The 26,201-nt window shown below is 42.5% G+C and carries 21 protein-coding genes and 1 riboswitch; of the genes, 11 read left to right on the top strand and 10 right to left on the bottom strand.

Annotated elements, in window-relative coordinates; all coding sequences use genetic code 11:
* Positions 1–52 precede the first annotated feature (52 nt).
* From cmoA to EYW48_RS07850, 5 genes are all read left to right on the top strand, one after another.
* Positions 53–781, top strand: coding sequence for a carboxy-S-adenosyl-L-methionine synthase CmoA (gene cmoA / locus EYW48_RS07870; protein WP_274671478.1), 729 nt, complete (start codon positions 53–55; stop codon positions 779–781).
* Positions 782–873: 92 nt separating this feature from the next.
* A complete protein-coding gene (cmoB, locus tag EYW48_RS07865) occupies positions 874–1,845 on the top strand; it encodes a tRNA 5-methoxyuridine(34)/uridine 5-oxyacetic acid(34) synthase CmoB (RefSeq protein ID WP_261917839.1) in 972 nt (323 codons plus the stop codon).
* A 128-nt stretch (positions 1,846–1,973) separates the two neighbouring features.
* Positions 1,974–2,723 (top strand): ATP-dependent zinc protease, encoded by a 750-nt coding sequence (locus EYW48_RS07860; protein ID WP_277432210.1) that lies wholly within the window; start codon positions 1,974–1,976, stop codon positions 2,721–2,723.
* A 14-nt stretch (positions 2,724–2,737) separates the two neighbouring features.
* Positions 2,738–4,246 (top strand): inactive transglutaminase family protein, encoded by a 1,509-nt coding sequence (locus EYW48_RS07855; RefSeq protein ID WP_277432209.1) that lies wholly within the window; start codon positions 2,738–2,740, stop codon positions 4,244–4,246.
* Positions 4,247–4,249: 3 nt separating this feature from the next.
* Positions 4,250–5,227 (top strand): alpha-L-glutamate ligase-like protein, encoded by a 978-nt coding sequence (locus EYW48_RS07850; RefSeq protein ID WP_053309967.1) that lies wholly within the window; start codon positions 4,250–4,252, stop codon positions 5,225–5,227.
* 136 nt (positions 5,228–5,363) lie between these two features.
* Here the strand turns inward: EYW48_RS07850 and EYW48_RS07845 are convergent, their stop codons facing one another.
* The 5 genes from EYW48_RS07845 to cmoM all read right to left on the bottom strand — a co-directional run bounded on the left by EYW48_RS07845 (position 5,364) and on the right by cmoM (position 14,293).
* The gene (locus EYW48_RS07845; protein ID WP_277432208.1) at positions 5,364–6,770 is read right to left on the bottom strand and encodes an amidohydrolase; all 1,407 of its coding nucleotides are present in this window, start codon (positions 6,768–6,770) and stop codon (positions 5,364–5,366) included.
* A gap of 225 nt (positions 6,771–6,995) precedes the next feature.
* The gene (mukB, locus tag EYW48_RS07840; protein WP_277432207.1) at positions 6,996–11,453 is read right to left on the bottom strand and encodes a chromosome partition protein MukB; all 4,458 of its coding nucleotides are present in this window, start codon (positions 11,451–11,453) and stop codon (positions 6,996–6,998) included.
* Entirely contained in the window at positions 11,450–12,181 is a 732-nt protein-coding gene (mukE, locus tag EYW48_RS07835) for a chromosome partition protein MukE (protein ID WP_171980030.1), read from the bottom strand. Before mukE ends, mukB begins: the two co-directional genes overlap by 4 nt.
* Positions 12,162–13,499, bottom strand: coding sequence for a chromosome partition protein MukF (gene mukF / locus EYW48_RS07830; protein ID WP_053309971.1), 1,338 nt, complete (start codon positions 13,497–13,499; stop codon positions 12,162–12,164). Before mukF ends, mukE begins: the two co-directional genes overlap by 20 nt.
* A 2-nt stretch (positions 13,500–13,501) precedes the next feature.
* A complete protein-coding gene (cmoM, locus tag EYW48_RS07825) occupies positions 13,502–14,293 on the bottom strand; it encodes a tRNA uridine 5-oxyacetic acid(34) methyltransferase CmoM (protein WP_171980029.1) in 792 nt (263 codons plus the stop codon).
* Between the two features lie 115 nt (positions 14,294–14,408).
* On the opposite strand from cmoM, the gene elyC reads away from it, so the two are divergent.
* Positions 14,409–15,221: an envelope biogenesis factor ElyC gene (gene elyC, locus EYW48_RS07820; RefSeq protein ID WP_053310444.1), complete on the top strand. Its 813-nt coding sequence runs from the start codon at positions 14,409–14,411 to the stop codon at positions 15,219–15,221.
* 93 nt (positions 15,222–15,314) lie between these two features.
* Here elyC and torR read toward each other — a convergent pair whose 3' ends face one another.
* On the bottom strand, positions 15,315–16,025 hold the full coding sequence (gene torR, locus EYW48_RS07815; protein WP_168522432.1) for a two-component system response regulator TorR: 711 nt from the start codon (positions 16,023–16,025) through the stop codon (positions 15,315–15,317).
* A gap of 257 nt (positions 16,026–16,282) precedes the next feature.
* Between torR and torD the strand changes: the two genes are divergently transcribed.
* From torD to EYW48_RS07790, 5 genes are all read left to right on the top strand, one after another.
* A complete protein-coding gene (gene torD, locus EYW48_RS07810) occupies positions 16,283–16,930 on the top strand; it encodes a molecular chaperone TorD (protein ID WP_053309974.1) in 648 nt (215 codons plus the stop codon).
* Positions 16,931–17,198: 268 nt separating this feature from the next.
* Positions 17,199–18,206 (top strand): HTH-type transcriptional repressor PurR, encoded by a 1,008-nt coding sequence (gene purR / locus EYW48_RS07805; protein ID WP_053309975.1) that lies wholly within the window; start codon positions 17,199–17,201, stop codon positions 18,204–18,206.
* Positions 18,207–18,370: 164 nt separating this feature from the next.
* A riboswitch (cyclic di-GMP riboswitch) is annotated at positions 18,371–18,456 on the top strand.
* Between the two features lie 114 nt (positions 18,457–18,570).
* A complete protein-coding gene (locus EYW48_RS07800) occupies positions 18,571–19,158 on the top strand; it encodes a TfoX/Sxy family DNA transformation protein (RefSeq protein ID WP_053309976.1) in 588 nt (195 codons plus the stop codon).
* Between the two features lie 119 nt (positions 19,159–19,277).
* Positions 19,278–19,970, top strand: a complete 693-nt coding sequence (locus EYW48_RS07795) for a TVP38/TMEM64 family protein (RefSeq protein ID WP_241772853.1) — start codon at positions 19,278–19,280, stop codon at positions 19,968–19,970.
* An 11-nt stretch (positions 19,971–19,981) separates the two neighbouring features.
* Positions 19,982–20,290, top strand: a complete 309-nt coding sequence (locus tag EYW48_RS07790; RefSeq protein ID WP_274682979.1) for a DUF2007 domain-containing protein — start codon at positions 19,982–19,984, stop codon at positions 20,288–20,290.
* 29 nt (positions 20,291–20,319) lie between these two features.
* Here the strand turns inward: EYW48_RS07790 and EYW48_RS07785 are convergent, their stop codons facing one another.
* From EYW48_RS07785 to EYW48_RS07770, 4 genes are all read right to left on the bottom strand, one after another.
* Entirely contained in the window at positions 20,320–21,120 is an 801-nt protein-coding gene (locus EYW48_RS07785) for an alpha/beta hydrolase (RefSeq protein WP_053309979.1), read from the bottom strand.
* A 141-nt stretch (positions 21,121–21,261) separates the two neighbouring features.
* A complete protein-coding gene (glgA, locus tag EYW48_RS07780) occupies positions 21,262–22,728 on the bottom strand; it encodes a glycogen synthase GlgA (protein WP_241772854.1) in 1,467 nt (488 codons plus the stop codon).
* A complete protein-coding gene (glgC, locus tag EYW48_RS07775; protein ID WP_080996319.1) occupies positions 22,718–23,977 on the bottom strand; it encodes a glucose-1-phosphate adenylyltransferase in 1,260 nt (419 codons plus the stop codon). Before glgC ends, glgA begins: the two co-directional genes overlap by 11 nt.
* Before the next feature lie 413 nt (positions 23,978–24,390).
* The gene (locus tag EYW48_RS07770; RefSeq protein WP_171980022.1) at positions 24,391–26,088 is read right to left on the bottom strand and encodes a GGDEF domain-containing protein; all 1,698 of its coding nucleotides are present in this window, start codon (positions 26,086–26,088) and stop codon (positions 24,391–24,393) included.
* Positions 26,089–26,201 lie beyond the last annotated feature (113 nt).

The raw sequence follows: 26,201 nt of genomic DNA, 5'->3' as shown, positions 1-26,201 counted from the left end.
TGGGGTATTAGAATAACCATTGCCCTTTTGCTAGCCGCCGTGAGGTAAACCCATGAGCCATAAAGACATCATCTTTTCTGCTCCGATCGATAAAATTGGTGATTTCACGTTTGATGAACGTGTTGCTGAAGTATTCCCAGACATGATCCAACGCTCTGTGCCGGGGTACAGCAACATAATCTCTGCCATTGGGATGCTAGCTGAACGTTTTGTAAAACCTCATTCGACGATCTACGATCTGGGTTGTTCGTTAGGTGCAGCAACACTCTCAATGCGTCGCCATATCAAGCAAGAAGGTTGCAAAATTATTGCGGTTGATAATTCTCCTGCAATGGTTGAACGCTGCAAACTGCACATCAACGCCTACCGTTCCGACACGCCAGTGGAGGTAATCGAAGCCGATATTCGAGAAATTGAAATCAGCGATGCCTCTGTTGTTGTGCTCAATTTCACTCTGCAATTTTTGTCGCCTGAAGATCGTTTGGTGCTGCTTGAAAAGATCTACGCGGGCCTTCGCCCCGGAGGCATACTGATTTTATCTGAGAAATATGTGTTTGAAGACGAAGCGGCTCATGAACTTTTGATAGATTTACACCATGATTTTAAGCGTGCTAATGGTTATAGCGAACTTGAAATCAGTCAAAAACGCAGTGCGATTGAAAATGTGATGCGTCCTGACTCTATCACCGCTCACAAAGCACGCTTTGAGCAAATTGGTTTTTCAAGCTTCGAAGTCTGGTTTCAGTGCTTCAATTTTGGCTCAATGTTCGCTATTAAATAGCTTAATGTTTACCCCATTCTCTCTAACGGTGTGAGTATCCATCTCTACGCCGTCTTTAGGGCTTTTACCCAACGCTAGGAATACCTTGTACAATGTTTAACTTTGCCAATTTTTATCAACTGATCGCCCAAGATACTCGTCTTCAACCTTGGCTGAACATTTTGCCACAGCAATTGACGGACTGGCAAAACGCTGAACATGGTGACTTTGACCGCTGGGTACGAGCGCTCAACAAGATCCCTGCGGGAATACCCGATAATATTGATCTGAAAAACTCAGTCACTCTATCAAATAGTTCACCCCTTGAAATTGGTGAGCAAAAAAAACTGGAAAGCTTACTTAAGACTTTTCACCCATGGCGTAAAGGACCATACACTCTGCATGATATCCATATTGATACAGAGTGGCGCTCTGATTGGAAGTGGGATCGCGTATTGCCGCACATTTCACCACTTAATAATCGCTCCGTTTTGGATGTCGGCTGTGGCAACGGTTATCACATGTGGCGCATGCTAGGAGAAGGAGCTCGCTTATGCGTGGGTATTGATCCATCTCACCTTTTCCTAGTGCAATTTGAGGCAGTGCGAAAATTACTAGGTGACGATCAACGAGCACACTTACTGCCGTTAGGGATAGAGCAATTGCCTGAGCTCAATGCGTTCGATACGGTATTTAGCATGGGCGTGCTTTACCATCGACGTTCACCATTAGATCATCTTATTCAATTAAAAAACCAATTGGTCTCTGGCGGAGAGTTGATCCTTGAAACCTTGGTTATTGAAGGTGACGAAAATGCGGTTTTAGTTCCCGTTGACCGCTATGCACAGATGCGTAACGTCTACTTCTTCCCTTCCGCTAAAGCGCTTAAAATGTGGCTAGAAAAATGTGGATTTGAAGATGTTCGTATCGTCGATGAAAATGTCACCTCGGTGGGTGAGCAGCGAACCACGCAGTGGATGACACATAATTCACTGCCGGATTATCTTGACCCTAACGATCCAACAAAAACGGTTGAAGGTTACCCTGCGCCAAGACGTGCCATTCTTGTCGCTAAAAAGCCATAATTGACACAGTTTTAACGCTTTGTGGTATGTATAACACTAACCTTGCCTAAGGGTGCTTCACGCATCCTTTTTTATGGGCTAAACTTGGGTTTACAAGCACTTATCCACCAAACAAAATAAGGTCGCAAATGTTTAAGCGAATAGCACCCGTTGCTGCGATTGCTTTACTGTCAGGCTGCGCACTGACCAATGGCGAACAATACCATCAAGCTACCCTAGCAGCGATTCAAACGTCTGAATCTAACCTCAACAATACGATGGGCAATCTGGAACTTCAGTTAAGTAACCAGAACGATTATATCGAGAACCTCGAGGAACAAATCTCGAAACTCGACCAAAAAATCGCGAAGATAAAAACGCTCAGCGCGTCAACTCAGCAAAACGATTCAGTATCCGTCTCACAAAAATCAGCACCGAATCTCAAAACTCAATCAATTCAAAAGTCTCGCTTTGACGTGGTACTGGGTGAGGTTGAAAAAGTCACCATAGACTCGATAAAACAATCTTTCGATGCTCGTGTCGATACGGGAGCAGCAACTTCATCACTCAATGCTATTGATATTGAAGAATTTGAACGTAATGGCAAAAACTGGGTTCGTTTTCACCTTTCAGACGGTATCAAACCCACTGATGATAGTAATTGGATCGAGTCCCCTATTATTCGTTTCGTGAAAATTCGTCAGTCAACTAATAGTGAAACTGAGCGTCGTGCGGTGGTGGAGCTATGGGTAAAACTAGGCAGCATTCACGAAAAGGCACAATTCACTTTAGCTGATCGCTCTCAAATGAGTCATCCTATCTTGCTAGGTCGTGAATTTATTCGAGATATCGCGTTAGTCGATGTCAGTCGCCAATACATCCACTCGGAAACTAAATAAAACTAGGGTAACTTATGACATCACGAGTTCCATTTTACCTATCAGTATTCTTATTGATAGCGGCAGGCATCACACTCAGTGTATTTCGCCATCAGACCTATGGGGTGCCATGGACACCCGGAGAAACTCGCCAAGTTTGGGATATTGAAGCTAGAGTCGAATTTACCGCCATGGATAAAGAGGCGAAAGTTTCGTTAGCTGTACCTCATACACAGGACGGCTACACCTTAATTAATGAGTCCTCATCATCCCCGGGTTACGGCGTATCCTACATTACAACTGACACAGGCCGACGCGCAGAATGGTCGATTCGTAAAGCTGAAGGTCCACAAACTATTTATTACAAAGCTCAATTTTTGGTGGATCCACAAGCTGATAGCGACTCAATTCCTCCTACGGATGAAGCGGTGGTTAAACCGACCTTTAATGGTCCAGAAGAAGCCGCAGCGCTAGCCTTAATTGAGCAAGCAAACCGACGTTCGGCAGACGATATCACTTTCACCAGAGAATTAATCAAAGCACTCAACGATACTGATAGCCAAAACTCATCATTGCTTTTGAATACAATGACCAAAGTTGAGGCGACGGAAAAATTGCTTTCTTATGCACAGGTGCCAAACAAAGTCGTTGGTGTTATTACTTTGGAGGATGGTCGTCGACGCCAAATGATTCAGCACATGAATCAAATATGGAATGGCAAACAGTGGCTATTGTTTAACCCTGAAACAGGGACTCAGCCTACCCATCCAAACCTATTGGTTTGGGACGAGTCGAACGTATCTCTACTTGATGTCATCGGCGGTCAAAATAGCAAAGTTCACTTCACAATGCTCTCGCAAGAAGTGTCATCACAAACGGCAACCAATAACAAAATTGAAGCCGACAAGCTTTTAAACTTCTCCATTCACAGCTTGCCCCTTGAAGAGCAAGCGATGTTTAAAACTATCATGCTGATCCCCATTGGTGCGCTTATTGTTGTCTTTTTACGCGTAATCATTGGTTTGAAAACATCTGGTACCTTTATGCCAGTATTGATCGCCGTTTCTTTTGTCCAAACTCAGCTATTAACCGGTATCGTCGGTTTCTTGTTGATTGTCGGAACTGGTTTAATCATTCGCAGCTATTTATCGAAATTGAACTTGCTGTTAGTGGCCAGGATTTCAGCCGTAATCATTACGGTTATTATGATCATTTCCGTCTTTACGGTAGTGGCCTTTAAGATCGGTTTAACTGAGGGTTTATCCATTACCTTCTTCCCGATGATCATTCTTTCTTGGACAATCGAACGTATGTCGATTCTATGGGAAGAAGAAGGAGCAAAAGAGGTTCTTTTACAAGGCGGAGGCTCCCTTTTCACTTCGGTATTAATCTACCTCGGTATGACTAACTCATACGTGCAGCATTTAACATTTAACTTTATCGGATTACAACTTATCGTGTTGGCCGCTATTTTGTTACTAGGGACTTACACAGGATACCGCTTAAGTGAACTTCGTCGCTTTAAACCACTAGCCGAGGACTAAAGGATGTTTTCACTATCAGAATACACCTCACCACTTAAGTTACGCCGTAAAGGCATTATGGGTATGAATAAACGTAACCACAGCTATATTGGTCGATACAATGATCGCTCAAAATATCCACTGGTTGACGATAAACTGCAAACCAAATTGATTGCTGAACGAGCGGGATGTACCGTACCTAAGTTGATTGGTGTGATCAGCAATCAAGCCGATGTAAAACGTATCCATAATATGGTCAAAGGCTGGCCGGGTTTTGTTATAAAACCGGCACGAGGCAGTGGCGGCAAAGGGATTTTAGTAATCACCTCACACAAAGATGGCGTTTATACCAAACCATCGGGTACAAGTATCAATGAAGAAGATGTTGAGCGTCATATTAGTAATGCCTTAGCTGGTCTGTTTTCTTTGGGTGGCAAGAACGATGTAGCGGTTGTCGAAAACTTGATTAAGTTTGATGACTGCTTTGATGGCTTTAGCTACGAAGGTGTTCCTGATGTTCGCATCATCGTATTTAAAGGCTATCCCGTAATGGCAATGATGCGCCTATCAACTTCGGCTTCAGATGGTAAAGCAAACTTGCACCAAGGTGCTGTTGGGGTTGGTATCGATATCGCCTCTGGCAAAGCTGTGCGCGCAGTACAATTTAACTTACCTATTACTGAACATCCCGATACCGGAAAAGAGCTAGCAACATTGCAAGTACCTCATTGGAGAAAGCTACTCACACTTGCATCCAGTGCATGGGAAATGACAGGCCTTGGCTATATGGGTACAGATATGGTGTTGGATAAAGAAGAAGGGCCTATGGTTCTAGAGCTCAATGCACGCCCAGGTCTTGCGATACAAATTGCAAATGGTGCCGGCCTACTTCCACGCTTACAACATATTGAAGGTTTGGGCTCACCTCTTATTTACCCAAGTGCCGAAGAACGTGTGATTTATGCAGCTAAACATTTTGGTACTGGAGAGTTGGTCGACTAATGCTCAAGCACTTCGTGCATGATGGCATTTACATAAGCACTCATGGATTGATTGTTTAACTGAAAAATTATGGGTGGTAATGTGCATCTTTCACATTACCACCCATTTTCATAAATAAGCCCACAGTAGTGGAGTGTTATTGAACCACATTGCCACTTTCGATGACTGTTTTACGCACCTTATCGGCAAACGTTAACGCTTCCTGACGAATCTCGTTTTCGTTAACCGTCAATACTTCTCTATCTTTCATCAATAGCTTACCATCAACAATGGAGTGCTTAACATTGGTCGCGTACGCAGAATAAACTAAGGCAGAATAAGGGTTATATACAGGCACCATGTTCGGCGCTTTAGTATCAATGACGATAATATCGGCCTGCTTACCAACTTCAAGCGAACCAATTTTATCTTCCATGTGTAGAGCTCGCGCCGCACCAATTGTTGCCATCTCAACCACTTTAATTGGCGGCATTGCTGCGCGATCTTTATTCGCTAGTTTATGCACTTTCGCCACTTGGTTCAGTTCATCCATTGTACTTAATGTGTTGCCTGACATTGGTCCATCGGTCCCTAGCCCGATACGTAATCCATCATCAAACATTTTTAGTGCAGGTGATACCCCTTTCGCAGATTTGATATTGGCACTCATGTTGTGAGCAATACCTACATCATGTTTCTTCAGCAGTTCAATATCATTGTCTGAGACATTAATAACATGCGCCCCCACTAAGTTAGGGGTTAATGCTCCAATATCAGCCATATAGGCCACAGGGCTTTTGCCACCACTACGCTCAGCAATCACTTGGTCTTCGCGATCAGACTCAGCAAGATGAATCAGAACGGGCACTTGATGTTTGAGCGATAACTGAGTGATTTTCTGTAAGATTTCAGTGGTATTGGTATACGGTGCATGCGGAGCAAAGGCTGGCGTAATTCGTGGGTGATCTTTATATTGTTCAATAAAGTTAAGTGCATATTGAATGCCCTCTTCGGCATTACGCGCATCAGCTACGGGGAATTGGATGACCGTCTGACCTAACACCGCTCGCATACCAATTTTATCGACCGTCTTGGCCACTTCATCTTCAAAGTAATACATATCAGCATAAGTAGTCACACCACCTTTGAGCATTTCTACATTGCCGAGCTGAGCGCCAATACGCACCATATCCGGTGATACCAGTTTTTCTTCGAGTGGGAATATATATCGATGCAAACGATCCGGCACATCGTCTGCAAGAGAGCGGAACACCGTCATCGAGACATGAGTATGGGTATTGATTAGACCGGGCATTACGATATCACCCTCCGCATCAATGGTTTGCAGCGCTTTGTATTGGTCAATATCGCGACCATCACTCACCGCAACGATTTGATTTTCTTTAACAGTAACCAACCCGTTTGGATAAACTTTCTTATCGTTATCCATCGTCAATACCGTTGCATTGGTAATGAGTAAATCCACATTTTCTGCCGCTATAGCGAAAGAGCTAATAAAAGAAGTCGCCGCTATCGACGTCACTAATAAGGTTTTCTTAAACATTACAACCACCCGATGTATCAAAAATTGCGTCGATCATACGTGAAGAAATGAGTGAATTGATTAGCTTTATTGCCTAAGATTGAAAAGCGTGACATCGATTCACAATAAATCATGTTGTCATGATCTCTCACAAATCTTACCAAACCAGACATAAGCCCCCAATAAAAAACCCAATGCATAGACATACATTGGGTTTTGATGATTAGCAATTTCTACCGCTGTAAGTTACAGCATTTCAGCCATCTGCTGCGCTTCTGACTTAGGCTTTTCCGTTTGTCCAAAACCACGTAAGCCAACTACATGTACGTGCTCGTGATCTTTAAACACTTTACGTACTAATTTGTAGGTTGTGCCTTTTTCTGGGCTGATATTTTCTGGCGCAGCTATCAACAATTGCATGTCTAAGCGGTCACACAGTTCAAACAAGGTCGAAATAGACTTCGTGTCCAAACGGGCAGCTTCATCCAAGAACAATAGACGACAAGGCACAATGTCTTTACTGCGCAAACGCCGTGATTCTTCTTCCCAACTTTGAACAACCATCAGCAAAATCGACTGGCCAGTACCTATCGCTTCACCGGTTGAAAGTGCGCCTGATTCGGCTTGCAACCAACCGTCAGATCCACGGTTAACTTCGACACTAAGCTCTAAGTAATTACGATAATCTAACAGTTCTTCACCCAATACTTGCGGTGAACGTTGCCCCATATCAATATGTGGATTAACACGTTGAAACAATTTAGCCATCGCTTCAGAGAAGGTATAACGCGCACTCTCAAATAGATCTTTGTGCTGATGCTGCTGCTCGGCTAAACCTGCTAGTAAAATTTCATGACTCTCACGCACTTTTACGTTGAGGCGAACTCCATTCACTTGACCAAAGTTAATGTTCGATAAACCTTGGTTCAACATGCGAATACGGTTTTGTTCACGTTGGATAGTTTTCTTAATAATGCTCGCCACGGATTCAGAGCTGATTGCCAATCGGTTTTCACGCTGAGTCAGCTCTTCCGTTAAGCGGGCAAGCTCCACTTCCATCTCTTCAATCGCTTCGACAGGATCATCCGTTCGAATGATATCTTGGCGGATACGTTCACGTAGATGTTGGTAGACCGCAATATAGAATAAGACTTTACGCTCTGGGTGCGCGTTATCTTCAGACAAGCGAAGGGCATCACGTAAATCTTCATTGTTCGCCACAGCTAAACGCAATGCACCTAATGATTTATCAGACATAGAACGCAGATCGTCGGCTGATAAATAGGCTAGCTCGCGCTTATGTAAGCGACGCTCTACATCATTTTCACGCGCTAAACGCAGTACACTGCACCACCCTGCTTTTGCATTGACCACAAAAGTACGTAGGTCTTGGTACTCTTTTTGTACTTTCTTTAAACGCTTAACTAACGCTTTCATCTCAAGATCGGTTGAGGTAATAGTGCGTTCGTATTCGCTCTTACGTGAACGAGAACTATGCAAACGTTCTTGTAATTCATCGCGGCGACGTTGTGCGCGCTCTTGCGCACCTTCATCAGCATGTACACCGAACTCTTGCAGCTCTTGTTTGAACTCTTGAACCGTTTCAAGTTTTGCTTGATGTGAACTTTTTAACGCAGCCAATACTTGATTATATTGGTTCATTTGACTTTGCGATTGCTTCAGTTCATCACGAGTTCGAGTTCGGGCATTTTCAGCATCAACCAGCTTAGCTTTAAGCTGCTCACTCAATTCACTGCTCTTGCTGAGAAGGTCAACAGAATCGGAGTAACTAAAGTAATGGCGACGCTCAACCACATCTGACAATGCAAAAATCTGCACTTTTAACGTTTGCAGCGCTTGGTCCGCTTGTTGATATTGAACGGTCAGTTCTTCAAACTGTTCAGGATCCGTATCTAAAGCAGAAGCAATGTTTTCTAGCTCAGCTATCGTTTTGCGGTGAGCACTTAAAAATGCTTTGGCGGCAGACAAATGGCTGATCTTTTCTTCCAATTCATCAAAACGCGCTTGCAGGGCGTCATCTTCAATCAGCAACATACTTGGAGCAAGTTTATCAAGCAGAGTTAACGCTTGTTTACTATGCTGCAGTTGGCTACGTTGCTGCTGCTCTTTTGCTTCTAAGTCAGCCAAAACACGGGCTACTTGATTTCGTTCTTCACGCGCGATTTGTAGTGCTTGCTCAGGGTCGGCATTGAAGGCTACCTGAATATGTTTCGCCACAAAGTCATTAAAGCTTTGGTAAAGACGTTGCAGTTTTTGTGAATCAAACGCTGCTTTTGCATGCGCTTCTAGTACATCTTCGCGCTCGTTACGCAGCAATTCCAAACGCTGATCTCGCGCTGCTCGACCAAATAATGGGATTTCAGGGAAGCGAGAATAACGCATCTGGCGATCATTTAGCTGAACACAAACCGCACCTTCCAATTCATCGGCATTAAATGAGCTGTCATCAAATGCATCGATATCACCTTCTATGATGTAAAGATCTTCTGGGCAATCATCTAACTCAATCAGCTTCTCTTTGATGCCAGAAAGATCAGACACAACAATCGCGTGCCGAGCCGGGCCATACATTGCACTGAAATACGGCGCATCACTGAGGGTGATGTCATCATAAATTTCTGAAAGTAAGACCCCACCTAAAGTATCAGCCAACCCTTTTAAACGCGGGTCGTTTGAACCACCTGGTGATGCTAACCTTTCAATTTCACTATCCAGTTGAGCTCGACGCTCGGCCAGTTTATCTTTGGCGATGGACTGCGCTTTTTCGAGCTCAAGCACTTGCTGCATGTGTGCCATAACCGACTGACTATCTTGTAGCTCGGCACCGCTTTGTTCACACAATGTTTCAAGTGCATCGTTTGCTGCAATCCACGTTGGTGCAATCGACTCTAAACGTTGAATTTCAGCCTGCTTATCTTGCTCTAAACGGCGCTGTTCACTACGCTGTTCACGAAGTTCTTCTTGAGCATATTCTAATGACTCGATCAACGCAGCGTGGCGTTCGTGCTCTTGTTCCAGCATTTGCTCATCAAGTAATTCAACTTGGTGCTGCTTTTGGTAACCGGCTACGAGCTCACGCGCTGTTTGCTGTTGATTCAAGCGACGCTCTAAGTCTCGTTGCTGCGCATACCATTGCTGTTCATTTTGGCAAATCTGTTCGGCATCACGTGCTTGCTGGATAACCAATTTTGCTTGTGCAGCAGCATCACTACGTGGAATAACACCAACAATACCTTGCACCAATTTCAACGCATGATCAAACTGCTCAACGGCTGCGGAAGACATATCCAACTTATGCTTTAATGCAAGCAAGGTCGTGGTATTGCTATCTTGCTGCTGCTTAAGTTCATTCACCAATGCGGATGCGTTGTCTGGCGTTAAATTGTCATCGCCTAAAAGCTGCATAGCTTTATCTAATGCCTGAACAGCTTGCTGGTATTGCAGCGCACGAGTTTGCTGAACATCCAATGCTTGTTGGTAATCAGCAAGCTGGCTTTTCAAGCTATCCACTTCATCTTCAGAAATGGTGGCTTGTTCTTCGGCCATTAAAACGCGCTCCCGCGCTTCCTCTACCACCATCATCTGTTCTTCAAGGCGAATACTGAGCTCTTCTAAATCTTCTTGGTAGCGCTCAATTTTTTCTTGCTGACGCAGTGCATTCTGCACCAGTTGTAGGTGATCAGAAGCCGCTTGGTAGTCTTGCTCTAACGCAGATTCTTGTTCAACCAATAACTCTAACTCTTCCTGTACGCGATTGAGCAGATTGTTTTGTTCAATCAAAGTATGACGCGAACCAAACAGTTCACTGCGTAATGCTAAAGTTTGCTCTAGTTTCTTGTGGCGTTCGTTAGCGTGACGCATATAATCAGCCGCCACGTAATTGGTTGATTCTGTAATTAAATGCTTGAAGAGATCACGATCAGCTTGCGTGGTTTTGATGGCTTCCAACGTCATGCGGTTTTCACGTAAAGCCGATTCCATATCTTGGAATGCTTTTTTAACGCCGCCGTTTTGTGGCAATAGGTAGTCACGCAATGAACGCGTAATTGCACTCGAAATACCACCGTATAATGACGCTTCAATCAAACGATAGAATTTTGAACGGTCGCTACTGTTACGCAGTTTTTTCGGCACAACACCGAATTCAAACATCTGTGCATGGTAGTCAACAATTGAATTAAACGCTTTAAAATGCGCCCCTTCAATTTTTGCCACAATGTCTTTAACTTCGTTAATTTGACGCACGCGCGCATGGTTGTCGGAAACGTTTTCGATTAGCACATCGGTCGGTTTAATATGGCTCGGTAAACCTTGAATAACAAAAGGTTTGATATCAACTTTTTTATCACGACCCGCCACTTGTTGCAGTTTCACCGCAAACAAAAGGCGCTGCTTGCGCGAGTTGACAACATCTAACGCCGCATAACAAGCTCCGGCTTGCAGCTTGCCGTATAAACCTTTGTCACGAGAAGCTTGTGAGCTACCGGCTTCGGTTGTGTTTCTGAAGTGGAGCAAACTTTGGTCTGGAATTAGCGTAGTAATAAAGGCTGCCATGGTAGTCGATTTACCCGCACCGTTACCGCCAGATAATGTGGTAACCAAACCATCAATATCAAAAGTACGAGCAAAGAAGCCGTTCCAATTGATCATGGTTAGTGATTGATACTTACCTCGTTCAATCATTCTTCACCTTCCCACTCTGTTTGCTCGTTAACATCTTGTTCTTCTATTTCTTGTTCATTATCTAATAAGCTGCGTTGGTTTGGTTCCTGGCTGTGCACCACAGCTTCACCATCACGAATCAAACGCAATTGTGCTTCACGCATGTCATCACCAACGCGCACGTCAGCACCAAAGCGAAATACCGCTTCGCTGATACGGAATTTATTGGTATCACCTAAATTGATGATCATGCCTAAACGTCGCAAGCGACGCAGAGATGTACGCACTTTTTCAAACAGCTTTTCTTTGTCTAAGTCAGAGCCGCTTGCTCGGTTGGTCACGAGCTTCATTAGCTTTTTCTCATCAGCAAGTGATAGCAGCTCTTCATACAATTCTTGATTGGTGAATATGCCTTCATGCGCTAAACGCTCTGGGCTCAAATAAAGGAAGCACAGTACTTTTCCGACGAGCATATCTAACTCAGATAACACACTTCGGTTAATCAATGCCGTTGAACGAGGACGCAAATAAAAGAAACCTTCGGGCGCTTTTACTAATTCAGTATTATAACGTTGATAAAACAACGCTAAATCAGGCTCAAAGTCCGATAGAAATGCGTGATTATCTAAATCGTCACTAGAAACATGGCGACCGGCACGAAGCTGGCTATCTAATGCGGGGAAAAGGGGATTCGTAATTGCTTTTGCCAAGTTTTCTGGCATGTATTCATTAATATCTGTTGATAACATTTGCTTGTACCTTTGCGCCAAAATCGTTGATCGCTTGCCAGTCGGGTTGAATCGCTCGGTAATCATGTTCGGAATAACCGAGTCGTACCGCTTGGTCGACAACAATTCTTGCTAAATCAAAATGATGAGTATGAGGATGAGCGGCTAGGTAATCTCTCAACACCAATCCTAGGTCTATCGGCATGCCTTGATCTTTATGACCTTTTAGCATCTGTCCGATACGCTCTGAAAGCTGATCATTGACCTGTTTGAATTCTTCATATTCCACTTCAAGCGGCACTTGCCCCATCACTTCATCGTCTCTTAAGACCAAAGCTTCATCACGAAGGTCCGTCAAACGTTCAGCATCGGCATAAGTGAGATGCCAAGGCGTATCAAAATAGTCATTCACTGATTGACGTAAGCGCTGGCTGAATGCTCGGTTTTGATCCATATCTATCGCGGTACGGATAAATTTATGCACGTGACGGTCATAACCAATCCACAGGTCAATAGCTTGTTGACCCCAACTTGTAATGCGATCAAGCTTCATCTGTAAACCAAATAAGGTTTCTTCGATAAACTCAAGTTCAGAAGAACCATAAACGATTTCTTGGATATCGAGGATCTGCGTTTGAAGCTCGTCTCCCGCGGCTTGCAATGTATCTTGCAGTTCACGCAATGTGGAGGAGGTTTCAGAAAGTAATGACTCACAATTGTTGATCGCTTCACGCCAATCTTTGTTCAAGAGCTCGGCTATCTGCTGCTTAACGGACTGCTGCTGCTCATCCATTACTCGTTGGTTAAGGTCGATTCGGTCAAATATTTCACCGACGGAATACTTCAACACCCCGTATACATTCTTTTTCCAGTGTCCAGGTGTGCCGCCTTTTTGCGCCGCCTCTATGGCTTTTGCCATTTCATCCGCCACCATGGAGAGCTGGATGGAGAGTTTCAGTTTCGAAAATTCGCGGTGGCGAACATAATAATCGGTGATACCAATCGCCAGTGGCGATAAACGGTAGATGCTGACACCTTCGGTTACTTCACTGGTAAATCGGCTCACCAATCGCTGCTTAACCAGTTCATTGATCGCGTTATTAGCACGAAAAGCCGAAGCTTCACCTGTCTCTTCAAACATACGAGTGACGATGGAGAACGCGTCATGTAACTCCCCCTCACCTAATTCTTCATCAAACCTTTCATTGCTCAGTACTGCGATAGCGATAAGGAACGCAAGCCGCTCTGTCGTCAGGTTCAATGAGAAATCGTGCTGCTTTACCCAGCTAACCAATTCATCGATTGGTTGCTCTGCAGCGCTTTGAGTTATCTCACTCATTGTTATTCCTGCTCTATTTTCTTCTGCGCCCATACATGAATGTATCGACCTAGCGAGAGGTATGGCTCTTGTCTACACAGCTGTTTTTCTAGTGCCAGTACGTCTTCATATTGGTAGTCGCCCATATTTTCTACGTTTCCGATGTAGTCACTGAATGAGCGAATTCCCGATTTACCACAAATTTCAAACCCCGCGTCTTCGATCCATTGATAAACGTCTTCGGGCTTTAAACCTTTTTGTGGTTGGAGTTTAAATCTTTTGCGATGTGGCATCCCATCAAGCACATGAGGAATATTACCGCACACCACATTTTTATATACCAGACCATGATGGTTGTAGAACATCACGGAAGCCATTCCCCCCGGCCTGACTTGTTCTAACAAGTTTTGCAATGCCGCTTGCGGTTCTGCTAACCATTCCATCACAGCGTGAAACATCACCATATCGACAGAAGCAGTTAAATGCTCTTGTATTGACTGTACAGGTGAATGAATCAGCCGATACTGCTCAAGCAAGCCATTTTTTGCAATATCCTGCTCAGCTAACAGCAACATTTCCGAAGATAGATCACATAATGTAATTTGATGCCCTAGCTTGGCCAATTTTTGGGACATTTGTGCCAGTCCACCACCCGCATCCAAAATGTGCAGAGGCTGGGGGTTGGTGTCAAACTTGGCGAGTAATTGCTCGATATCTTCCCAAACAATGACTTGGCGTATCTCACCTTTGTCAGAGCCATATATGTTTTTTGCAAATTTGTGGGCAATATCGTCGAAATTCCGGTCTTCAGTCACAGTCGCTTGGGGTATGATAACGAATCGTGCTGCTATTCTGTCATAGGAATGGCAGGAATAAAGAGGCTTTATGCCTTTTTATATTCAAGTGGTGTTTTTTCGGACTATTTTGTTTATGTTTGAGCTGAAAAAAATTATTTCCTCATTATTAATGCCTCTCCCGGCGATGCTTATCCTCGGTTTTGTAGGTTTAATGCTTATTATGTTCACAGCCAAACGTAAAACTGGCTGTATGATTGTCTTGTTATCTTTGACGACTCTATTCCTGATCTCTTTCCAACCTTTCGCTACTCGCGTTCTGATGCCGTTAGAAAGACAGTATTCTGCATTCCTTCCTAGTGAAGGAGCGATTGATTATGTCATGGTACTTGGTAGTGGGCATGTGGTTGACGATCAAATTCCCCCCACGTCTGAACTCAGCCGAACCGCACTGATGCGTCTTAGTGAAGGCATTCGAGTGATGCGCATGTATCCCGGTTCAAAATTAATCTTGTCTGGTTACTCTGGCGGCTCCGAATTTAGTCACGCTCGCATGTTAGCAACCGTAGCGCTCGCACTCGGAGTGAGTAAATCCGATATTATTTTGCTTGAAACCGCGAAAGATACATGGGAAGAAGCAAGACAAGCAGCTGCCTTTGTTCAACAGCGCAAGTTAGTACTCGTCACTTCAGCGAGCCATATGCAACGCGCATTAAACGAATTTTACTCGGCAGGACTCGCCCCTATTCCCGCGCCAACCAATTATCTAGCGCAAAACAATATCGCTCAGGCTTGGGAAAAATACACACCTCGAGCTCGCTACTTAGAACAAACGGAGCGCTATTGGTATGAGACCTTGGGGCTATTGTGGCAAAACCTACGTGATTGGGCATCCGGCTACGAGGAAACGGCTTTAGAAAACGCTCCACAACAAGAAAGCAATTTGTAAGATACATAAAAAACCGAAGTCTCTACTTCGGTTTTTTATTTTCTGGCATCTCAAATAACCCAACGAGATACGTGTTTTATCGAAAATAAACGACTAATCTCCGGCAAACATATACCCTTCCCCATGCACCGTCACAAAAATTTGTGGGTTTTTAGGGTCAAATTCCATCTTCGCTCTCATCCGTCTAATCAAGACATCAATCGTACGATCATTAGGCGCATCAACACGATGGCTGATCATATTCAAAATACGTTCTCGGCTCAGTACTTGGTTAGGATAAGAAGATAATGCAACCAACAACTCATACTCAGCTTTTGTCAATTTTACCGGTTCACCACTTCGACTAAGTGCACGGCGTTGAATATCAAATGACCATTCACCAAATCGAACGAGATTACCATTTTGAGAAGTATCGCCAACAGTCGATTGATTATTGGCTGTCGATATCCGCCATAAAAGATTTTTTACACGGACTAACAGTTCACGTAATTCAAATGGTTTGGTGACATAGTCATCAGCCCCCATTTCGAGACCAACAATTTTATCGATGCTATCCGTGCGACCTGTAACCAGGATGATTCCAATATCAGATTGACTACGTAGTTCACGCGTTAACATCAAACCATCCTCTCCCGGAAGGTTGATATCTAACATAATCAAATCAATAACGTTGTTCTGAAGCGCCTCTCGCATTTGAGTACCGTTCTCCGCCTCTGTAACGGTATAACCTTCATTTTGAAAGTACCCGGCCAGTTTACTGCGAGTTACTGCGTCATCTTCAACAACTAATACGTGATAGCTCATGTACACCACTTATTTATATGGAAATGCCTAAGTCTCAGTATGAGACTATGTACAAATTTATTCTATTCATAAATCGTCATAATTCTATCAATCGCAGGCTAAAAATAGAGAAAAATGCTGGTTTATTGATTCAAAACAACCTTCCAAGACGGTATTAATTAAATAACAATTTCTGTCATATTTTTTCATTTATATAGTGATAGCTATTCATTTTTATTCGCTAAACTTAGCAGAGTAATTATTTTTGGAGCAAGACGATGCAAGAAACTAAAGCCTTTAATGAAAAGCGTGCCGAGATTTACTGGTGGCTTTCGAGCTTATTTGTCAAAGAGCTAACTGAGCAGGAGCTAGAACAATACCATACTCAGGCCATTCGCTCGTTTCTTACTGGCTTAGGTGACAACCAAACCCTTAAACCTGCAATTGACAAACTAGTCGATGCATTAAATCGACTCATGGATAGGGAAGATGCTCAACTAGAGCTTGCCGCTGATTTCTGTGATGTTTTTCTAAAATCAAATAAAGATTCTGCTCTGCCATATGCCTCTATTTATATTGGTCAATCAGGTCTTCTCAATGCTGAACCAGCAAAAGCGATGACCGAATTAATGGCATCACATAACATTGCGGTAAGCACATCGCTGAATGAGCCAGCTGATCACATTGCTATTGAATTAGATTTTCTGGGGAATTTGATCATTCGATCCAATGAGCTAGAACAGGAACAACATTTAGATCAAGCCTTTGTCGAACAGTATGAGTTTATCCAACAGCATATCCTCTCATGGGTGCCTCAGTTTAGCCTTCGATGCCAACAAATTGATCAGTTCGGGTTCTATAGCGCATTAACCGAACTGCTAGTGGCATTTCTTCAATTGGACTGCAAGTATTTGTCTAACGATTAGTGCGTCTTTACATAGATACACAATAAATCAGTCAACTGTGACAATTGACTGATTTATTAAGCAGATTTTTCATTGCCTGATTGACGTTTGCAGACTAAAATCTTGACTGAAAACGATAAAAAATTATTTTTAAGATGCAAACCGCTGTTTCCGGCGGTTTTTGTGTTTTTATTACTTTTAGGCTTCAATCTTAACAAGGTAATAAGCCTAACTCTGCTGAATGGTAAGCTGATTCAACCGTTCTGCAATTATCGACAGGAACGAATTTATGGCTACGATTAAAGACGTTGCTCGCCTCGCTGGCGTATCAACCACCACGGTATCGCACGTGATTAACAAAACTCGCTTTGTTGCTGAAGCTACACAAGAAAAAGTGATGGAAGCAGTAGCGGAACTCAACTATGCGCCAAGTGCTGTGGCTCGTAGCTTGAAATGTAATACCACCCGTACGATCGGTATGTTAGTTACCCAATCCACTAACTTGTTTTTCTCCGAAGTTATTGATGGCGTGGAAAGCTACTGCTATCGCCAAGGCTATACGCTCATTTTGTGTAACACGGGCGGTATCTATGAGAAACAACGTGATTATATTCGCATGCTAGCGGAAAAACGCGTTGATGGTATGTTAGTCATGTGTTCAGACCTCACTGAAGAGCTTCTGGAAATGCTCGATCGCCATGCCGATATCCCTAAAGTGATAATGGACTGGGGTCCAGAAAGCTCTCAAGCTGATAAAATCATCGATAATTCTGAAGAAGGTGGTTATCTAGCGACCAAATATCTTATCGATCATGGTCACACTGAAATTGCATGTCTAAGTGGTCACTTCGAAAAGGCAGCCTGCCAAGAGCGAATTCAAGGCTTCAAACGCGCACTTGCAGAAGCGAACCTAACTGTGAATGAAAACTGGATACTGGAAGGTAACTTCGAGTGTGACACTGCCGTATTAGCCGCAGATAAAATCGCAGCAATGGATAAACGTCCAACGGCTGTATTCTGTTTTAACGATACTATGGCTTTAGGTTTAATGAGCCGCCTACAACAAAAAGGTATCCGTGTCCCTGATGACATGTCAGTGATTGGCTATGACAACATTGAGCTCGCTGAATACTTTTCACCACCGCTAACCACCATTCACCAACCTAAGCGCCGTGTGGGAAAAAATGCATTTGAAATTTTGTTAGAACGCATTAAAGACAAAGAGCATGAAAGACGTATTTTTGAAATGCACCCAGAGATTGTTGAGCGTAAAACAGTTAAAAATATAAAAAAATAAATCAAATTTTTGCTCGTTAATCGTTCGAAAGTCAAAACTGCCCATATTCTTAAAATTAGGATTACATTTGACTTTCAATCACGAAACTTTTGAGATGGGCATCACATATAAGAGATACAAATGTGATGTTTGTCCAATTTTTTATTTATTCTAATTCTTAGAAGTCACGCACAGGGCAAACCATTTGAAAGAATGGGACGCAAAGCCTCCGGCCTAAACCAAAACATTGGTAGGTAGCGGGGTTGCCGATGGCAATGATACTAGCATTAAGTTTACTCCTTACTGACACACTTTCTGCATAGAGTTGCTAACCTCTCGGACCTGATTTTGGTGGCGTATTACCTATACACCGAGAATTTACAACATGGATAAACCAGTACTTAAAGATTCAATGCGACTATTCGAACAGTTTGGACAAGTAAAATCTCGTTCAATGTTTGGCGGTTTCGGTATTTTCGTCGATGACACTATGTTTGCTTTGGTCGTAAACGATAAACTTCACATTCGCGCTGATGATGTGTCTACAAAACGCTTTGTACAGCAGGGCTATGAGCCTTATGTATATAAAAAGCGCGGCTTTCCTGTCGTCACTAAATATTTTGCATTACCTGATAATTGCTGGAACAACCCGCAACAAATCTTGAGAGACGCATCTGTCGCACTTGAAATTGCCAAGCAAGAACGTGAAGTTCAAGCTCAGGCAAAGCCAGATCGCTTGAAAGATCTGCCCAATTTGCGTCTTGCAACGGAAAGAATGCTCAAAAAAGCAGGTATTGAATCGGTTAATGATTTACAAGCGAAAGGTGCTTTAGAAGCGTACAAAGCCATTCAGCAAACCCACTCTTCGACTGTCAGTTTAGAATTGCTTTGGGCTTTAGAAGGCGCGATTGAAGGAAAACACTGGTCTGTTATTTCGCAATCTCGTCGTGATGAACTCGCCAATAATCTATAAACGTTAACCACAACCTTTCAAAAAGCGCTCGCACTTCATTGCGGGCGCTTTTTTATTCCATTTTGAAATAAAAGTTCGACTTTCCATGTCCTATTCACTATATCTAGTGTAAAAACGCGGTGAGAAAAAGCATGAATAAAAAAATTGTCTTGGGTCTAATCCTATTAATTACCATCATTCTACTAGCGATGAATTTTGGCCAGTATCTAACCTTAGAAAACGCCAAAGCACAGCAATTACTGCTCAATGAGCATATTGAACAAAACTTTGTGAGCGCAGCTGCACTCTATTTCTCGCTCTATATTTTAGTCACGGCATTTTCGATACCTGGGGCGGCAGTGGTCACATTATTAGGCGCGGCGCTATTCGGCTTTTGGACTAGCCTACTTTTAGTCTCCTTTGCCAGTACTATCGGGGCAACCCTAGCTTTTTTAAGCAGCCGCTTTTTACTGCGTGAATGGGTGCAAGACAAATTTGGCTCAAAACTGAAAGCGATAAACCAAGGTGTGGAAAGTGATGGCGCTTTCTATCTATTTTCTCTGCGCTTGATACCTGTCTTTCCATTTTTCTTGATCAACTTGTTAATGGGCTTAACACCACTTTCCACTGTTCGCTTTTATTTAGTTAGCCAGTTGGGGATGTTGCCAGGCACTGCTGTCTATTTGAATGCAGGCACACAGTTATCTGAAATAGATAGTCTATCTGGTATTATTTCACCGTCCGTCTTGCTTTCATTTGCACTGCTTGGATTGTTTCCCATGATAGCGAAATGGGGTCTATCTAAATTCAACAATATGACCAAAACGACTTAGAGCCAATCAACATGAAGATATTCGTCTCGAACTTATTATTAGAAGCACATATCGTCAGTCATCTCTTGCAGCAAGAAAAAATTCAGTGTGAAGTCAGGGGAGAAGGCCTGTTTAGTTTACAAGGTGAATTGCCTTTTGGAGAAGAAACTAACCCTTATGTATGGCTACTCGATGCTCATAAAGAACGTGAAGCTCTTGCAGTTATAGAAACTTACCGTGATAACCATGAACAAAATGTGTCCAACTGGTACTGCCAAAAATGCGGAGAAGAGAACGAACCGCAGTTTTCTGCCTGCTGGCATTGCAGTTCAGTTCAGTAGCTCCCATTGACCGTCTACTCGTATCGAAATTAGCGAGACATATTCTGTTGAATGAATTCAATAGAGTGTCGATTAAACATCTCCGGCTGTTCAACATTACAAACATGTCCACAATTGGGTATTTCTAACAGAATACTCTTTTTGTGGTGTGCCACCATGTCCTTGACGGGTTTAATGAACATATAGTCTCTCTCGCCCATCAGATAAAGAGTCGGGATTGGTAGTTCTTTCTCTTTAAAGTACTTCATTAAAGGGTTAACTTCCGAAGTCAGCATAAACCAGCGTTTAAACTCTTTTTGGCACAGTTTTCTTGCTTCTCGTATGAACAGATGTCGAGACTCTTTTTGAGTACGTTGTGGCATAACAATATAAGCGAACAATCGATATAGCCACATATAAGGAATGATATGCTTACTTAAATTGCCTACCTTAACTAGCACCTGCGAACGAACGTCAAAACGCGTCACCGCACCACCTAACACCATCGTTCTAACACGACTAGACGCTAATTCAGCAAGGTTTCTGACAATAATTGTTCCTAGTGACATACCAACAAAATGGGCAGATTGGATTTTCAGATGATCCAACACTTTGAGAATATCTTGTGTAACTGATTTAAAAGTATAGCGATTGGCCATTAATTCTTTAAGTAACTGATTGGATTTGCCGTGACCACGGAGGTCAATTAACAATAAATTAAAATGTTCTCTGTATGCTTTTATCTGCTTAAACCAGATAGATGAGCTTCCCCCTGCCCCATGGACAAAGACAACCCATTCATCACTGGTCGGATGATGGTAAGTTTTATGGAAAAGTAAACTCTGAGACATATTGAGATATTTGTTCGCAATCAATGAGTATTAAGACTACCACAAAATACCAATACTATTGGTAGCAGGATGTAAAATTATGTTTGGTTTATCGGCTCTATAGCATGAGACAAAGGCGCCGAAGCGCCTTTTCATTTGTTATTAACTAAATACCGCGTCTTGATACATTTTGATGTATTCTTTCGCTGAATCTTGCCAACTAAAATCTTGGCGCATAGCGCGTTGCTGTACTTCTAACATTTTATCTGGATGCTGAAGATAAAATAGCATCGCCCGTTGCATAGTAATCAGCAAAGCCTCAGCAGACGGTTCATGGAAACCAAAACCCGTTGCTTCATCAGGGTACTTATCGTAATCACGAACCGTATCTTTCAGGCCACCGACTTCACGCACAATAGGCAATGTGCCGTAAGCCATGCTATAGATCTGGTTCAAGCCACACGCCTCAAATTCTGACGGCATAAGAAAGAAATCTGAACCGGCTTCAACCAAGTGCGCGAAACGATTGCTATAAGCTTCAACAAAGGCAAATTTATGTGGATACAACGAAGCGATTTTCTGCAAACGAGTGGCAACTTCAGGTTCACCCGTCCCAACAATAATCACTTGAACATCATTACGTAAAAACTGCTCGAGGATGGGTAGAATGTAATGAAACCCTTTTTGGTGAGTTAAACGACAAACCATACCAAACAGTGGTAATGAACGTTTAGGTAATTGCAGCTCTTCTTGCAGTATCTGTTTGCTTGCTAATTTACCCGCATGCAGCGATTCCGCCTCATCTGAATAGCCAAGAGGAAGATATTCATCCTGTTGTGGATTCCATTCACTGTAATCACAGCCATTGACAATGCCGTGAAGATCCCTTGCTCTGTGTACAAAATCATCAACCAGTCCATGAGAGCCCAAAGGCGTCAGCAATTCAGATGCATAATTAGGACTGACTGCATTAATTTTATCGGCAAAGGCAATACCTGCACGCAGCATGCTAACGTGATCATGCCCATATTGCAGAAACTCCATACCAGATAAATTTAATTCAGGAATAATTTCTAATTGATGATAAGAGAAGATCCCCTTGAAGATAGCATTATGCACCGTCAAGACACTCTTCATCTCAGAAAAGTATGGGTCGTGTTGATAACGAGTTCTTAGCAAGAAAGGCACTAATCCTGTATGCCAATCATTAGCGTGAATAACTTGCGGTTTTTTGCCTAATTTCGGCAACACATCCAGACTCGCTGCTGAAAAAAAGCCAAAACGTTCACCGTTATCTGAATAGGCTTGGTTATTCTCACCATACATTTCTGGACGGTCAAAATAATGTGGGCAGTCGATCAAATAGACTGGTACACCATCAAGCTGCATTTCACGCACTCGATATTGGGTGTGAGGCCAATGAGTAAGCTCAGTCTCTAACACAACTGGAGCTTCATTTAGCCCCGGTATAGAGCGATAAGCAGGTAGCACAATGGCTACCTGATGATCTAACTCTTGAAGTGCTTTCGGTAGCGCCTTGGCGACATCCGCCAAACCACCACTTTTAATCAATCCCTGTGCTTCTGAAACGGTAAACCAAACCTCGATTTTTTCCCTTTTAGAATCCAACTTTCGTTCCTTTTGCAATAACAACGATCCCCTCATCTGACACGTGGAAGCGTTGTCTATCAAGCTCTAGATCTTCACCAATGATGGTACCTGGTGCAATCTCAACATTTTTATCAATAATTGTGCGTTTAATACTACAGCCTTCACCGATTTTGACATCACCTAAAATCACTGACTCACTAATTAAAGTATTTGCGGCAATATTACTGCGATAGCCTAGCACTGATTTGTATATCTTTGCACCTTGAATATAGCTACCACCAGAGATCAAGCTATCTGTAATTTGTACTTTACGATCATGTGAATCCACAAAGGTTGCTGGCGGTAATGGCGGATAATAAGTGTGTAATGGCCAACTACGGTTATAGAGTGAGAAATCGGCATCGTGCTCAAGTAAGTCCATATGAGCAGACCAGTAGGCATCAATCGTACCCACATCACGCCAATAAGTGGCTTCTTTTTCACCCTTGATGACATTCGTAGAAAAATCATAGACATAAACCCCACCTTCAGGGAAGAGTTTAGGAATGATATCTTTACCGAAATCATGACTAGATTCTTTATTCTCAGCGTCTAAGCGTAACTCTTCGCACAATGTGTTTGCGTCAAAAATATAGTTACCCATAGAAACAAGAGCAAGATCAGGGTGTCCAGGGATAGACTTAGGATTACTAGGCTTTTCTTCAAAGCCGATCATCTTGCCATGCTCATCAACTTCAATAACACCAAATTGAGAAGCCTCAGAAAGTGGCATTCTTAAAGCCGATACAGTCAATTTCGCATCAACGCGCTTGTGGAAGTCAAGCATCTGACGTATATCCATTTTATAAATATGGTCAGAACCGAAGATACACACTTGATCAGGTGCTGATAGCTCGATAAAACTAATATTTTGGTAGATAGCATCTGCCGTCCCCTCGTACCAACGCTTACCATCACGCATCTGTGCTGGAATCGAGTCAATAAAGCGGTCCGTGATACTCGTCAAATTCCATCCTTTCTTCATATGTAGATAAAGGGACTGTGATTTGAACTGTGTCAATACATAAATACGCATAAGATCTGCGTTAACAAAGTTGTTAAGTGCAAAATCGATTAAGCGATAGCTACCACCAAATGGAACCGCAGGTTTACTACGAGATGCAGTCAAGGGCATCAAGCGAGAGCCCTCACCACCAGCAAGGATCATACCTAAAACACCAGCCATAATAATTCTCCATATTTTTTCATTTTTATATTCGCATTCCATACTTATTAGCATTGAGGGGGAGTATGGATGCTTTTCCTTTATATAACGCTCTTGTAAAATCCGAGATTTTGTAAAATACCTTTCACTCAAAAACGGATGCCTATACGTTATCGAATTGCTAGAAGAATACAATTTTAAATACGCTGTTCTGTCGACTATTAATCCGTTAGATTGCCAACACCTAACCTAGCTCACATTTCAATGCCTCATAAAATATAAATACAACAATGCATTAACCAAACGTTAATATCCGTTTTTTGTATCGTTTTTTCATCTCATATACACGCTATGAAAATCAATAATAAAACACATTTATGACATCCAGTTAAAACCTCTAGACACCTGATACAACGAAGTCAGTTTAAGGTTTTTTTAGGTTAAATTTCGTTCGATACAAATCCCAATATGTCTAGCTAAGCCACATGACTTCCTTCTTGCCAGATATAGGCTTGGCATTCTTTAGACTGCTTTGCCATATAAAGTGCGGTGTCAGCTTTAGCCAGAGCCTCTGTGATAGAAAACCCTCCGTTTATCAGTGCCCCACCAATCGATAAGTCAATTGATGTTGAATTTTCTGCGCCCACGCTGTTTGATGAAAGCTCAGTTAAACGTTTCGATAGTGCTAACAGACTGTTATAGCTATCACTTCTGACTACGATAAGAAATTCATTATCGGCCCAGCGGCCAGCAGAATCATATTCTCTTATTGCCAAATTTATGTTGTCGGTAACCTGTATGAGTTGTGAGTCAGTGATGACACACTTATCATTCTGAGCAGTCGTGCCATATTTTCCAATATCTATCCAAAGTAATCCAAAATGACTATTTTCTCGTTTTACTCTGGCTAATTCACTTTTAATCTCAGCTTCCATCCCTTTTTTATTGAGTAGTTGAGTCAAAGGATCAATGGTAGAGAGATGATCGAGAGCAGAGGTTCTTATTGCCACTAATCGGTCAATATTAGCTTGTCCATGAAGGATTCCCTTGGTTAGTTTTTCGATAAAGCGCATCACATCCCCGATTTCAGAATGTGGTTTATAAGTAAATTGAATGGGGTAGTCTTGAGTGCGGTACTGCTGTGCTGCCTTAACAAGGCGAGCGAAAGGACGTAGAAAGGTTAGCTCAATGACCAGCCAAATGGTGAGCAAAAATCCAACAAGCGTTAAGAGTAAAACACAACAAAGTAACGTGACATTCGTCGATGCCAACAAGCTATCCATATTAATAAAGGTAACCTCAAACCAATTCAGTGGCTTAATGTAGTTGATTGAAACCAAGGAATTACTGTCATTGTAGTCAACCAGTAGTGCGTTTGGCTCTGCTCCATTTTTTTGGGCTTTGATAGCCTGCACAACGTGAACATAATCATTAGGATCTTGGATAAAAGCCGACAGTGGTTTACCTTGAACTTTGCTTTTGAAATCGTCAGAAAATTGAATATTTGCATCTCTGATGAGCTGTACATTTAGTAACTCATCCACAAACAATGTATCAACCCCAATCGCATTCTCACGGAAGAGCCCGTCCATAAATGGTTCTAATGACAAACCGGTTCCGACAATGCCGAGAAACTGACCATTTTTAATGATTGACTGGTTGATCCATAATTTAGTTATGCCTAAATGATGGTCGTGATTGATGTTGACACCAAATGGTGCTGCTCGCTGTTTATGCTTAAAATACCACTGATCTTCAGCTTGCTCTGGATTCAAATGATAACGCAGCAAACTCGCTGACTCGCGTATATTCTCCGTTGAATTAAAGTAGTAAGCTAAATTTGAATCCAGAGCAACGAAAAAATTTTTGCTGAGCAACTGCCAGCGAAACTGTTCTAATGTATCTGTAGCTACGTCAATATAGACTGAATCTTCGGCATTTTCCGCCCATGTAATGATATTGGGATGCAAAGAAACCTGACGAACCAGTTCGACCTCTCTAATGATAGGGTCTAGCGTGTTGTTTGAACGGTAATGATTAACGACTTGGGAGTATTGATGCAGTAGGCCAATTGAAAACGCTTGCAAATGTGTTTTAACCAAACTCCACCCTACTACAATAAGTAGTAATGCAATCAAAGAAAAAACCACTAAGAACTTTCTTCTAATAATCATTTCTGGCCAATCTGATTAATTTTCAACCTATCAATAACCATTTGGCATCAGAATGTCAAAAAAATGACTACATTTTTTAATTAATATTTTTAATAATTGAAACAGATCAAATA

The sequence above is a fragment of the Vibrio sp. 1180_3 genome (genome assembly GCF_029478545.1).
Lineage (GTDB): Bacteria > Pseudomonadota > Gammaproteobacteria > Enterobacterales > Vibrionaceae > Vibrio > Vibrio aestuarianus.
The sequence above is the reverse complement of the archived record's forward strand: the minus strand, read 5'-3'. Positions and strand labels throughout refer to the sequence as shown.

What these genes read in the sequence shown, in the direction of transcription:
- cmoA (WP_274671478.1), top strand. Translation starts at nt 53, where the DNA reads ATGAGCCATAAAGACATCATCTTTTCTGCTCCGATCGATAAAATTGGT.
- cmoB (WP_261917839.1), top strand. Translation starts at nt 874, where the DNA reads ATGTTTAACTTTGCCAATTTTTATCAACTGATCGCCCAAGATACTCGT.
- EYW48_RS07860 (WP_277432210.1), top strand. Translation starts at nt 1,974, where the DNA reads ATGTTTAAGCGAATAGCACCCGTTGCTGCGATTGCTTTACTGTCAGGC.
- EYW48_RS07855 (WP_277432209.1), top strand. Translation starts at nt 2,738, where the DNA reads ATGACATCACGAGTTCCATTTTACCTATCAGTATTCTTATTGATAGCG.
- EYW48_RS07850 (WP_053309967.1), top strand. Translation starts at nt 4,250, where the DNA reads ATGTTTTCACTATCAGAATACACCTCACCACTTAAGTTACGCCGTAAA.
- EYW48_RS07845 (WP_277432208.1), bottom strand. Translation starts at nt 6,770, where the DNA reads ATGTTTAAGAAAACCTTATTAGTGACGTCGATAGCGGCGACTTCTTTT.
- mukB (WP_277432207.1), bottom strand. Translation starts at nt 11,453, where the DNA reads ATGATTGAACGAGGTAAGTATCAATCACTAACCATGATCAATTGGAAC.
- mukE (WP_171980030.1), bottom strand. Translation starts at nt 12,181, where the DNA reads ATGTTATCAACAGATATTAATGAATACATGCCAGAAAACTTGGCAAAA.
- mukF (WP_053309971.1), bottom strand. Translation starts at nt 13,499, where the DNA reads ATGAGTGAGATAACTCAAAGCGCTGCAGAGCAACCAATCGATGAATTG.
- elyC (WP_053310444.1), top strand. Translation starts at nt 14,409, where the DNA reads ATGTTTGAGCTGAAAAAAATTATTTCCTCATTATTAATGCCTCTCCCG.
- torR (WP_168522432.1), bottom strand. Translation starts at nt 16,025, where the DNA reads ATGAGCTATCACGTATTAGTTGTTGAAGATGACGCAGTAACTCGCAGT.
- torD (WP_053309974.1), top strand. Translation starts at nt 16,283, where the DNA reads ATGCAAGAAACTAAAGCCTTTAATGAAAAGCGTGCCGAGATTTACTGG.
- purR (WP_053309975.1), top strand. Translation starts at nt 17,199, where the DNA reads ATGGCTACGATTAAAGACGTTGCTCGCCTCGCTGGCGTATCAACCACC.
- EYW48_RS07800 (WP_053309976.1), top strand. Translation starts at nt 18,571, where the DNA reads ATGGATAAACCAGTACTTAAAGATTCAATGCGACTATTCGAACAGTTT.
- EYW48_RS07790 (WP_274682979.1), top strand. Translation starts at nt 19,982, where the DNA reads ATGAAGATATTCGTCTCGAACTTATTATTAGAAGCACATATCGTCAGT.
- EYW48_RS07785 (WP_053309979.1), bottom strand. Translation starts at nt 21,120, where the DNA reads ATGTCTCAGAGTTTACTTTTCCATAAAACTTACCATCATCCGACCAGT.
- glgC (WP_080996319.1), bottom strand. Translation starts at nt 23,977, where the DNA reads ATGGAATGCGAATATAAAAATGAAAAAATATGGAGAATTATTATGGCT.
- EYW48_RS07770 (WP_171980022.1), bottom strand. Translation starts at nt 26,088, where the DNA reads ATGATTATTAGAAGAAAGTTCTTAGTGGTTTTTTCTTTGATTGCATTA.